Raw genomic sequence first — 653 nt, forward strand, 5'->3', positions numbered from 1 at the left:
GGGCCTGAACCGGTAAATCGTCAGCAACCGCACCGGTGCTGACATGGGCTGTCTACACTGGCTGCTGCCACCCAGCGCAACCGCCCTGCCATCTTTCGCCCCACCGAAGGAGCCGCCGATGGAACGTCTGACTGCCAGAGACTTCGCCCCCGAACTGCTCGAGCTCTACGATTTCTACGTGCACGGCAAACTCAACCGCCGCGAATTCCTCGACCGCGCCACCGCCTTCACCCTGTGCAGCATGACGGCGGTCGCCGTGCTCGACGCGCTCACGCCCAACTATGCGCTGGCGCAACAGATCGCCTTTACCGACCCCGACATCGTCGCCGAGTATGTCCGCTATCCCTCGCCCAGAGGCCACGGCGAGGTCCGTGCTTATCTGGTGCGCCCGGCCAAGGCCGAGGGCAAGGTGCCGGGCATCGTCGTCGTGCACGAGAACCGTGGCCTCAATCCCTATATCGAAGACGTGGCCCGGCGCGTGGCTAAGGCCGGGTTCGTCGCCCTGGCGCCCGACGGCCTGAGTTCGGTCGGCGGCTACCCCGGCAACGACGACAAGGGCCGTGAACTGCAGGCTCAGGTCGATCCGCAGAAGCTGATGAACGACTTCTTCGCCGCCATCGAATGGCTGATGGCCCACGAGACACTGAGCGATC

1 protein-coding gene is annotated in these 653 nt (G+C 65.1%); it reads left to right on the plus strand.

What is annotated here, in order from left to right:
* Positions 1-118: 118 nt before the first annotated feature.
* On the plus strand, positions 119-653 hold a 535-nt coding region (locus BFN00_RS00405; protein WP_171260748.1), incomplete at its 3' end, for a dienelactone hydrolase family protein.

The sequence above is a fragment of the Acinetobacter sp. AR2-3 genome (assembly GCF_001878775.1).
GTDB classification, from domain to species: domain Bacteria; phylum Pseudomonadota; class Gammaproteobacteria; order Pseudomonadales; family Moraxellaceae; genus Acinetobacter; species Acinetobacter lwoffii_D.